This is a genomic window from Streptomyces roseolilacinus (assembly GCF_014649335.1).
Taxonomy (GTDB): domain Bacteria; phylum Actinomycetota; class Actinomycetes; order Streptomycetales; family Streptomycetaceae; genus Streptomyces; species Streptomyces roseolilacinus.
Map to the genome: position 1 here is coordinate 1 of NZ_BMSV01000031.1, position 1282 is coordinate 1282.

Here is a 1282-nt window from a genome sequence, read left to right on the forward strand (position 1 = left end):
CCATCACTGGGCTTCCATATCCGGCCTATCAACCCAGTCGTCTACTGGGAGCCTTACCCTCTCAAGGAGGTGGGAATACTCATCTCGAAGCAGGCTTCCCGCTTAGATGCTTTCAGCGGTTATCCCTCCCGAACGTAGCCAACCAGCCATGCCCTTGGCAGGACAACTGGCACACCAGAGGTTCGTCCGTCCCGGTCCTCTCGTACTAGGGACAGCCCTTCTCAATATTCCTACGCGCACAGCGGATAGGGACCGAACTGTCTCACGACGTTCTAAACCCAGCTCGCGTACCGCTTTAATGGGCGAACAGCCCAACCCTTGGGACCGACTCCAGCCCCAGGATGCGACGAGCCGACATCGAGGTGCCAAACCATCCCGTCGATATGGACTCTTGGGGAAGATCAGCCTGTTATCCCCGGGGTACCTTTTATCCGTTGAGCGACGGCGCTTCCACAAGCCACCGCCGGATCACTAGTCCCGACTTTCGTCCCTGCTCGACCCGTCGGTCTCACAGTCAAGCTCCCTTGTGCACTTACACTCAACACCTGATTGCCAACCAGGCTGAGGGAACCTTTGGGCGCCTCCGTTACCCTTTAGGAGGCAACCGCCCCAGTTAAACTACCCATCAGACACTGTCCCTGATCCGGATCACGGACCCAGGTTAGACATCCAGCACGACCAGAGTGGTATTTCAACGGCGACTCCACCCCAACTGGCGTTGGGACTTCACAGTCTCCCACCTATCCTACACAAGCCGAACCGAACACCAATATCAAACTGTAGTAAAGGTCCCGGGGTCTTTCCGTCCTGCTGCGCGAAACGAGCATCTTTACTCGTAGTGCAATTTCACCGGGCCTATGGTTGAGACAGTCGAGAAGTCGTTACGCCATTCGTGCAGGTCGGAACTTACCCGACAAGGAATTTCGCTACCTTAGGATGGTTATAGTTACCACCGCCGTTTACTGGCGCTTAAGTTCTCAGCTTCGCCCCACCGAAATGGAGCTAACCGGTCCCCTTAACGTTCCAGCACCGGGCAGGCGTCAGTCCGTATACATCGCCTTACGGCTTCGCACGGACCTGTGTTTTTAGTAAACAGTCGCTTCTCGCTGGTCTCTGCGGCCACCCCCAGCTCCGAGTGCAAGACTCATCACCAGGCGTGGCCCCCCTTCTCCCGAAGTTACGGGGGCATTTTGCCGAGTTCCTTAACCATAGTTCACCCGAACGCCTCGGTATTCTCTACCTGACCACCTGAGTCGGTTTAGGGTACGGGCCGCCATGAAAC

The 1282-nt window shown here is 56.6% G+C and carries 1 rRNA gene; it reads right to left on the bottom strand.

Annotation, left to right across the window (positions count from 1 at the left end):
• Window positions 1-1282 (bottom strand): 23S ribosomal RNA (locus IE106_RS29935); the annotation flags it as partial.